11 protein-coding genes are annotated in these 9755 nt (G+C 43.5%); 10 read left to right on the plus strand and 1 reads right to left on the minus strand.

Annotated elements, in window-relative coordinates:
• Nucleotides 1-73: 73 nt before the first annotated feature.
• The 9 genes from ABF87_RS07065 (at nt 74) to ABF87_RS07105 (ending at nt 8234) form a co-directional block, all read left to right on the plus strand.
• A complete protein-coding gene (locus ABF87_RS07065) occupies nt 74-1066 on the plus strand; it encodes a cytochrome-c peroxidase (RefSeq protein WP_160828434.1) in 993 nt (330 codons plus the stop codon).
• Between the two features lie 230 nt (nt 1067-1296).
• A complete protein-coding gene (gene hfq, locus ABF87_RS07070; protein ID WP_160828435.1) occupies nt 1297-1542 on the plus strand; it encodes an RNA chaperone Hfq in 246 nt (81 codons plus the stop codon).
• Between the two features lie 20 nt (nt 1543-1562).
• Complete coding sequence (gene hflX / locus ABF87_RS07075) at nt 1563-2738, plus strand: GTPase HflX (RefSeq protein ID WP_160828436.1); 1176 nt, start codon at nt 1563-1565, stop codon at nt 2736-2738.
• A 21-nt stretch (nt 2739-2759) separates the two neighbouring features.
• On the plus strand, nt 2760-3941 hold the full coding sequence (gene hflK, locus ABF87_RS07080; protein WP_160828437.1) for an FtsH protease activity modulator HflK: 1182 nt from the start codon (nt 2760-2762) through the stop codon (nt 3939-3941).
• Nucleotides 3942-4820: a protease modulator HflC gene (hflC, locus tag ABF87_RS07085; RefSeq protein WP_160828438.1), complete on the plus strand. Its 879-nt coding sequence runs from the start codon at nt 3942-3944 to the stop codon at nt 4818-4820.
• Nucleotides 4821-5058: 238 nt separating this feature from the next.
• Nucleotides 5059-5244 (plus strand): DUF2065 domain-containing protein, encoded by a 186-nt coding sequence (locus ABF87_RS07090; RefSeq protein WP_160828439.1) that lies wholly within the window; start codon nt 5059-5061, stop codon nt 5242-5244.
• Between the two features lie 34 nt (nt 5245-5278).
• The gene (locus tag ABF87_RS07095; protein ID WP_160828440.1) at nt 5279-6430 is read left to right on the plus strand and encodes an ATP phosphoribosyltransferase regulatory subunit; all 1152 of its coding nucleotides are present in this window, start codon (nt 5279-5281) and stop codon (nt 6428-6430) included.
• 34 nt (nt 6431-6464) lie between these two features.
• Nucleotides 6465-7760 (plus strand): adenylosuccinate synthase, encoded by a 1296-nt coding sequence (locus tag ABF87_RS07100; RefSeq protein ID WP_160828441.1) that lies wholly within the window; start codon nt 6465-6467, stop codon nt 7758-7760.
• A 12-nt stretch (nt 7761-7772) separates the two neighbouring features.
• Entirely contained in the window at nt 7773-8234 is a 462-nt protein-coding gene (locus tag ABF87_RS07105) for a GNAT family N-acetyltransferase (RefSeq protein WP_240143574.1), read from the plus strand.
• A 15-nt stretch (nt 8235-8249) separates the two neighbouring features.
• Here ABF87_RS07105 and ABF87_RS07110 read toward each other — a convergent pair whose 3' ends face one another.
• Entirely contained in the window at nt 8250-8645 is a 396-nt protein-coding gene (locus ABF87_RS07110) for a hypothetical protein (RefSeq protein ID WP_160828442.1), read from the minus strand.
• A 747-nt stretch (nt 8646-9392) separates the two neighbouring features.
• On the opposite strand from ABF87_RS07110, the gene rpsT reads away from it, so the two are divergent.
• On the plus strand, nt 9393-9656 hold the full coding sequence (gene rpsT, locus ABF87_RS07115) for a 30S ribosomal protein S20 (protein ID WP_160828443.1): 264 nt from the start codon (nt 9393-9395) through the stop codon (nt 9654-9656).
• The last annotated feature ends 99 nt before the right edge of the window (nt 9657-9755 follow it).

A 9755-nucleotide genomic window follows, 5' to 3' on the forward strand; every position in this document is an offset into this window, starting at 1 on the left:
AGATTCCCATTTTGGGTTTTTCATCAGGCGTAATCGGCTGCGCCACTACAGCCGTTTTTTAGGGAGAATACCGATGAAGATACGTACACTGCTTGCATCGCTGCTATCGATTGGGGCTCTTGCCACTTCGATGAGTGTTTCTGCAACTGAACCTATTCAGCCCATCAAGCCAGCCAAGGTAGAGAATGCTGATTTGGTAGAACTGGGTAAAATGTTGTTTTTTGATCCACGCTTATCAAAATCTGGCTTTATTTCTTGCAATTCTTGCCACAATTTGAGCATGGGCGGAACTGACAATATCCCGAGCTCTATCGGTCACAAATGGCAGCAGGGACCGATTAATGCACCGACTGTGTTGAATTCTCGAATGAATCTTGCTCAGTTCTGGGATGGTCGGGCAAAAGATTTAAAAGAACAAGCGGGAGGGCCAATTGCGAATCCGGGAGAAATGGGATCTACTCATAAGTTGGCTGTAGATACGATACAATCCATTCCGCAGTATCGCCCCTATTTTGAGAAGGCTTTCGGGGATGGCAAAATTGATATCGATAAAATCACCACCGCCATTGCCGCATTTGAAGATACGTTGGTGACGCCAGGATCGCGTTTTGATAAATGGCTGGAAGGCGATAAACAGGCTTTAAACGCGCAAGAGCTGGAAGGATATGCCTTGTTCAAAAGTGCTGGCTGCTCGGGTTGTCATAATGGTCCTGCCGTAGGCGGTGCGTTGTATCAAAAGTTCGGTGTCCATCATCCTTACACAACGAAAAGCAAGATAGAAGGAAGGAAAGCTGTTACCGGCAAAGATAGTGACTTGAATGTATTCAAAGTACCCACATTGCGTAATATTGAATTGACATATCCTTATTTCCATGACGGTGCAGTGGCCACGCTTGAAGATGCTGTGAAAATAATGGGGAAAATACAATTGGATCGTGATTTCAACAAAAAAGAAATTGATAGCATTGTCGCCTTCCTTAAAACACTGACAGGTGAGCAACCCAACATCAAGTTGCCTATTTTACCACCTTCAAACAGCAATACTCCTCGCCCAGAACCATTCTAAACCGCTGGAATCAAGATTGAGTCATCTGTCTCGATTCGTAATCAAGATAATTGGAGTGTATTCTTTCAGGCATTCAGAAGATCAAGTCTGAGTGTCTGAAAATTTCTCATTGTCATTGTATGAATCAAATTAATTTCTTGCGAAATGAGCGTAATCTGATGTTGATTTACATCGGAAAATCAAGTACAGTCGTTATTCCGATAACCAATAACTAGAATAGGGAATTACCGATGGGTAACAAGGGGCAATTACTGCAAGATCCATTTCTGAATATTCTCCGGAAAGAGCATATTCCGGTTTCGATCTATTTAGTGAATGGAATTAAATTGCAAGGTCAGATCGATTCATTCGATCAATATGTCGTGTTATTGAAAAACTCGGTTACGCAGATGGTATACAAACATGCAATTTCCACGGTGGTGCCTGCTAAAGCGGTTACTATGCCAATTGACGTGACGGAAACGCATGATACTTGAGCTTGCATATCATTTGAGATATGCAAAAACTAAAAATAAAAAATATCGCGGCTATACTTGTCAGTGTTAATTTTGGGCATGGCGATCATCCTGATCGCCTGCAAGAATTACAACAATTGGTTCTTAGCGCGCAGCTTCAAATCGTAGCTATTATCGAGGGAAAACGGATTCGGCCTGATTCTACGACTTATATCGGGAGCGGAAAAGTAGCCGAACTGATGCATGCGATAACTCAAACTCACGCTGAGCTTGTGGTATTCAATCATGATCTATCCCCTGCTCAACAGCGTAACCTGTCGTTACGTCTCAATTGCTCTGTTATTGATCGCACCAGTCTGATTCTGGATATTTTTGCCCAACGAGCAAAGAGTTATGAAGGAAAATTACAAGTTGAGCTTGCTCAGCTTGAGCATCTTGCTACGCGATTGATTCGGGGATGGACTCACCTTGAACGACAAAAGGGAGGTATCGGTTTACGCGGACCGGGGGAAACGCAGTTAGAAACGGATCGCCGGTTAATCAAAAAAAGAGTCAAGGTATTAAAAGAAAAATTACTGACTTTGCAGCGTCAGCGTACTTTGCAGAGAAGATCCAGACAACGTACCGACATCTTATCGGTATCGATTGTAGGTTATACCAATGCAGGAAAATCCACGCTTTTCAATCGTTTGACGCATGCTCACTCATACGCGGCGGACCAATTGTTTGCGACATTGGATACTACCACCCGAAAGTTATTCTTGGGCGAAGCGGGATCAGTGGTCATTTCTGATACTGTAGGTTTCATCCGGGATTTGCCGCCTACATTGATAGCGGCTTTTCGGGCGACACTTGAAGAAACAATTCACGCAGACTTGCTTCTCCATGTGGTGGATGCCAATAGTTCAAACCGTGAGGATCAGTTTGATGAAGTCAATAAGATTCTGAAAGAAATCGGTGCAGATACAATTCCTCAAATTCTAATCTTGAACAAGGTAGACTTGGCTGACTTGTCTTTGGGGAGTGAAAGCTGCATACGTGATGAATATGATAGAATAACGCGGATTCGTCTAAGCGCAAAAACAGGGGAAGGTATTGAGTTTGTGAAGCAAGCATTGTCGGAAGCAATTGCAGAGCACTCTAAAAAATTTTATGAAAAATCAACAGATGCTGAGAAAATGACGGGTGGCTGTGCTACGGTACAAGAACTTTTTTGAACGAACAAGACAGGAATTATTATGGGATTAAACGATCCACAGTGGGGAAAGAACAAAGGTGACTCAGGTCCGCCAGATTTGGATGACGTGCTGCGCAACGTTAACAAAAAAATCAATAATATTTTTGGACAGAAAAAAAACGGAGGCGGGGATGAAGGTTCTCGAGAAAATACTCCAAAATCACACGGTGGCGGCAGTATTGTAATTATTCTTGGTTTGCTCTTGGCAGTATGGTTGGCGAGTGGATTCTATATCGTTGATGAGGGTCATCGAGGAGTCGTGATTCGCTTTGGTCAATACACTGAGACGTCACTTGCAGGGTTACGCTGGCACTTACCCTATCCGGTCGAGAAAGTGGAAATCGTGAACGTCAGCCAGGTTCGAACCGTGGAGATTGGTTATCGTAACAATGTGCGCAGCAAGGTACTCAGAGAATCATTAATGCTGACTGATGATGAAAATATCATCGATATTCAGTTTGCTGTTCAGTATATTTTGAATAACCCTGAGAATTTCCTATTCAAGAATAGAAATCCAGATGATGCCGTTTTGCAAGCGGCTGAAACGGCCATCAGACAGGTAATTGGCAAAAGTAAAATGGATTACGTCCTGTATGAGGGGCGTGAACAAGTAGCTGCAAACGCGACTCAGTTGATGCAAAAGATTCTAGATCGCTATGAAATAGGCATTTTGATAAGTAAAGTTACGATGCAGAATGCTCAGCCACCTGAACAAGTGCAAGCCGCATTTGATGATGCAGTCAAAGCAGGGCAAGACCGGGAACGGCAAAAAAATGAGGGACAGGCCTATGCCAATGATGTGATTCCAAGAGCAGTTGGTAATGCGGCACGTTTAATTCAAGAATCCGAAGGCTATAAACAGCGGGTCATTGTCAGTGCCGAAGGTGATGCAAAGCGTTTTGAACAGATACTGGCGGAATACAGCAAAGCGCCTACGGTGACTCGCGAGCGCTTGTATCTGGACATGATGCAGCAGGTATTATCGAATACCAGCAAGATCATGGTCGATCAGAAAAATGGTAACAATTTGTTGTACTTGCCGCTCGATAAATTGATTCAAATGACTGGATCTTCACCTGCTCCTTCTTCGCCAGTTGTTCAATCCTCGGCGCAAGAAGCAACCCCAGACAACAGCATACGTACTCGAGAATCTTTTCGCAGTCGTGACAGGGAGATTAGATAGATGAGAAATATTGCATCAGTATTGGCAGGTATCATTATTGCCGTATTCTTTTTGGGTAGTTCGGCTATCTATATCGTTGATCAGCGGCAGCAGGCGATTCTTTTTCAGTTGGGGGAAGTGATTGATGTGAAAACTGAGCCCGGCTTGTATTTCAAAATTCCTCTGGCTCAGAATGTGCGTTATTTCGATAAGCGTATTTTGACGATGAATACAGAAGAACCTGAGCGATTCATCACCTCAGAGAAAAAGAATGTTCTGGTGGATTTGTTCGTAAAATGGCGTATCGTCGATGTCAAACAATATTATATCAGTGTGCGTGGGGATGAGAATCTGGCGCAAACCCGCTTGGCGCAAACCATCAATGCGAGTTTGCGGGATGAATTCGGTAACCGAACCGTGCATGATGTAGTTTCAGGAGAGCGTGATGTCATTATGGAGATTATGCGTCAGAAAGCGGATAATGATGCGCGCTCCATTGGCGTCGAGGTGGTTGATGTACGCCTTAAACGGGTTGACCTTCCCCAGGAAGTGAGTGAATCGGTGTTCAGACGCATGGAAGCGGAAAGAAAACGAGTTGCAAATGAGTTGCGCTCAACGGGTGCTGCAGAGTCCGAGAAAATCCGTGCCGATGCTGACAGGCAGCGCGAGGTCATACTCGCTGAGGCTTACCGTGAAGCTCAAAAAACCATGGGTGATGGCGATAGTCAAGCTGCGGCAACCTATGCGGCAGCCTTTCAGAAAGACCCTGAGTTTTATGCTTTCTGGCGTAGCATGGATGCCTATAAGCACTCCTTTAAAAATAAAGGGGATATGATGGTTCTTGAGCCTACTTCTGAATTCTTTAAATATTTGAAGGATCCTGCTATTGCCAAGCAATAATTTCGATCAGAGAATGAAAACACCATATGGTAAGGTTGCTTCTGAAGTGAGTGACGATAGGTGAGTTCATGAAGTGATGGTTATGTTCAAGTAGCAAGTTGTGTACATATTGGCGGTAAATTATTAAGAGGTTCTGAAAATCGTAGTAATTTTCTCTACTCGATCAACGGAACCTCTTAATTTTTTGCTAGCTCTATGAGGTCCAACAAATTATTGATAATGCGGGAGTTGTAGCGATATGTGGGAATCTTTTCTGATGGCAGTTGCTTTAATGTTGATTCTAGAAGGAATGCTGCCTTTTCTATCCCCTCAGACTTGGCGAGAAGCATTCAGGAAATTAATTGAAATTAATGACAATCAAATACGATTCATAGGTCTGACATCCATGCTGATTGGGCTGATGATTCTTCTTCTCGTAAACTAAGTTTCTTTCTGACCATTAATAGATCGATAGCATCATGCATGATTGGCTCCTTCCAGAGTATGTTGAAGATATATTACCCGTTGAAGCATTGCATATTGAAGCAATGCGAAGACAGATCATTGACCTGATGCTAGTACATGGTTATCAGCAAATAATACCTCCCTTGCTCGAATATTTGGAATCCTTGCTCTCCGGCAGTGGGCGAGACATGGATTTGCAAACATTCAAAGTCATCGACCAGCTCAGTGGGCGTATGATGGGTTTGCGTGCAGATATGACTCCGCAAGCTGCACGGATCGATGCGCATTTATTGAATTCCAACGGCATAACACGTTTATGTTATGCCAATACCGTATTGCATACCGTATCTTCAGGCATCACGCAAACCCGGGAGCCTCTTCAAGTAGGCGCCGAACTGTACGGTCATTCCGGGTTGGAAAGTGATCTCGAGATTCAGCAACTCATGCTGAAATGCCTATCGGTTGCAGGTTTGAGTGAAATTCATTTGGATCTCGGGCATGTGGCAGTTTTTCGAAATCTGATCAAAGGTGCTGGTATTTCGTCCCAGCTTGAAACCGAACTGTTTACCGCCCTTCAGGCTAAGGATCTCCCTACCTTAAAAGAACTATGCCGCCCTTTGCAACAATCTGCGCGAGATGCCTTGTTGCTGTTGCCAGAGCTATATGGTGGCGACCATGTTTTGACGGATGCCGCAAAATGGCTGCCTGATTATCCGGAAATTAGAACTGCATTGAATGAATTAAGCATGATCAAACAAGAGATGACGGCCATCGTCGAACATATTGCATTTGATCTGGCGGATCTTCGGGGTTATCACTACCATACCGGTATCGTTTTCGCTGCTTATGCGCGCGGTTGTTCTAACGCGATTGCATTAGGCGGTCGCTACGATGAAATTGGCAAAGCGTTTGGACGTTCCCGGCCAGCAACGGGTTATAGTATGGATCTTCGAGATCTGTCCAGATTGATTAGACCAAAACCTTATCCCAAGGCGATTAGCGCCCCATTTCAGAAAAACAACAAAGAGCTGGATGCAATGATCGAGCAACTTCGAAAAGCCGGACATATCGTCGTGATCGAATTACCGGGACAAAAAGACCATCGTCAGAATTGTGATCGACGAATGGTTTTGAAGAATGGTCAATGGATGATTGAAGAGATTTGATTTTTTGTAACAGGATCGTGAAGAGATTGAAGATATGACTAAAAATGTGGTGGTCATCGGTACGCAATGGGGTGATGAAGGAAAAGGAAAGGTTGTCGATTGGTTAACGGATCATGCTCAGGGCGTGGTTCGTTTCCAAGGTGGGCATAACGCCGGACATACGTTGGTTATCGGCAATAAAAAAACCGTATTGCATCTGATTCCCTCGGGCATTTTACGTGATCGCGTTATTTGTTACATCGGGAATGGCGTTGTGATTTCACCGGAAGCATTGTTGAATGAAATTGATATGTTGGAGAAAAACGGCATTGATGTCAGTGCCCGCTTGCGGATCAGTGAGGCTTGTCCATTAATATTGCCGTGTCATATAGCCCTTGATAATGCACGGGAAAATGCTCGTGGTATAGAAAAAATTGGTACTACCGGACGAGGTATTGGGCCTGCCTATGAGGATAAAGTTGCGCGGCGTGCAATCCGATTGCAAGATCTTTTTCATCGCGATCGTTTGGCAGCGAAGCTGGGTGAAATACTTGATTATCATAATTTCGTATTGAAGCACTATTTCAATGCGGCTATTGTCGATTTTCAGAAAACGCTGGAAGAAGCTTTGGCACAATCTGAACGAATCAAACCGATGATTGCGGATGTTCCCCGATTGTTATTCGATGCCCAGAAAGCGGGCAATAATTTGTTGTTTGAAGGCGCTCAAGGTGCGCTATTGGATATTGATCATGGTACCTATCCTTTTGTCACCTCAAGTAATTGCGTTGCAGGTGCTGCTGGGCCGGGCAGTGGCGTTGGGCCACAAATGCTGCATTATGTATTAGGCATCACCAAAGCTTATACGACTCGGGTTGGTTCAGGTCCATTTCCTACAGAATTGGATGATGACATAGGTCAACATCTGGCCTCGCGTGGGCATGAGTTCGGATCCACAACGGGCCGTCCGCGCCGGTGTGGTTGGTTTGATGCGGTTGCACTCAAGCGTTCGATTCAGATTAATGGCGTGACGGGATTATGTATCACCAAGCTGGATGTGTTGGATGGCGTAGAAAGTCTCAATCTAGGAATTGGCTATATGTCCAATGATGGTCACAGTACCGATATATTACCGGTTGGTGCAGATGATCTCAGTAATTGTGAGCCCATCTATGAGGAAATACCCGGTTGGTCAGAAAATACGGCGGGAATTAGGCAATTTGAACAGTTACCGAAGTCTGCTCAGAATTACTTGAAGCGTTTGGAAGAAATATGTGAAACACCGATCGATATGATTTCTACCGGACCTGATAGGGACGATACTATCGTGCTGCGTCACCCATTTAAGTAAGCATGAAATGTGATGGGGACTAAGTCATCTTTAGTGATGGGTAAGTCTGAAGCGTTATTTTCAATACGAATTGCACGTTGGGAAGCGGATGCCTCCCTGCTTCGGATTGTACGGACTGTCGTTTTTATTCAAGAGCAGCAGGTGCCCGCAGAATTAGAATGGGATGAGTTTGACCGAACGAGCGCGCATGTTCTTGCATGCGATGCCCAGGGGGAGCCGATAGGAACAGCGCGGTTCTTGTCGAGTGGGCACATCGGCCGAATGGCCGTGATGAAAGAATGGCGGAAGCAGGGAGTTGGTAGTGCTATATTGCAAAAAGCACTTGAAGAAATGATCAGCCTAGGAATGCATAATGCAGTATTGAACGCGCAAGTGGCGGCGGTGGATTTCTATCGGAAATTTGGGTTTCAAGTATACGGGAATGAATTTATGGACGCGGGCATTCCGCATGTCAAAATGTCTCTTCAACTATGAAGAGAATTGATACAGTTATTTAATTTCTGATTTTCCCCATTCATTAGCCAACGCATCGGTTGCCTGCTTCCATTGATGAGTAGCTTGCTCCATGGAAGTTTTTGCCTGTTCTGCTTTTCGCTTTGCAATTTCAACTTCTTCTTCGGCTGCAGAGAGTTTCTGTTTTACTGAAGCCAATTTTTTTTCGGCAAGCACAACATCTTTAGTGAGTGTTTCAGCTGAGTTTTTGGTTTCCATCATTTTTTCATAAGCAGCGCTGGCATTATATTGAAGCTTTTCAAGGGCTTCTGCTTTCACGACAGAAGGATGCCATGCGCCCAGAAAAAATATAAAGCAAATGCAAAAGACTAAGATTAGGTGGTTAAATATTTTGATACTTAAAATAGTCTTATGCTCGGCTATTGAAATCATTAGTGGTTTTCCTTATTCTATTCTTGCATCAGAAAATATGAGGGGTAAAAGTGCTTCCTGAATCATTCTGCATGGGAATTGTATCATTCTAAAACGACATGCATGTATTTCGTTTTTATCAATATAGACCAGTTACTTTGACCAGATTACTTTGCATATTGAGATTATTTTAAATATCAAATCAGCTTAAGGATGTAACAACGTGAGTTTCGGAAATCAAAAAATCACAAAAGTGCTCATAAAGATGAAAGGTGTATTTTTGCGATCACACATCCAACAGCAATGTTTGGGTATTTTTTGCGGTTTTGGATTTTATTTACTGTCTGCATGGGCTTACGCGAATTGCGAAGGATGTCTATGTCCTGGTGATCCATGTAATCTTTGTCCTTTGCCCGCCATGGAGAATGCACCTTCAAAACCGAACGAACCTGAATTATGTGCAAGAATAAGAGAGAAGGTTCCACCTACGTCGGCGCAACCCGGTTCTAATGAATATTTTCCTAATCTGGATAAATCGATCATGGTGTGTATGAAAGAAGGGGGAGATGTTATTAGGAATAGGCAGCGCAATTCCGAATTTTCAGCCAGATTTTACTGTAAACCACCAACAAAGTGATAGTGTAATATTTTGGTAATATATTGAATTATATTGGTTATTATGTTAATTTGAGTTTGCAGTGCTAAGTTGCAATCTCATAAAAAAGAACGTATCATCGGAATCTTTTTTTATCAAGGGCATCGGAACTCATGGCCAATAGTTCACAAGCAAAGAAGCGTGCAAGACAAGCTGTAAAAAGAAGAGAACACAATGTCAGTCTGCGCTCGAAACTACGCACTTGTATCAAATCCATTCGCAAAGTGATCGAATCGGGAGATAAAACAGCCGCTCAGCAAGTTTTTAATAGTTCCATCGGAACAGTGGATTCAATCGCGGATAAAGGCATCATTCACAAAAATAAGGCTGCACGCTATAAAAGCCGACTTTCATCTGCAATTAAGGTAATGGCGTAAATAAGTATTGCCTGCCTTAGATTATTCATTTGTTAGGTTAGACATCTTTTGGTAATCTAACGCATCAAGCTGGTAAATCTTCACCTTGACAGTGGAGGA

This window comes from Nitrosomonas sp. JL21 (genome assembly GCF_009833095.1).
Lineage (GTDB): Bacteria > Pseudomonadota > Gammaproteobacteria > Burkholderiales > Nitrosomonadaceae > Nitrosomonas.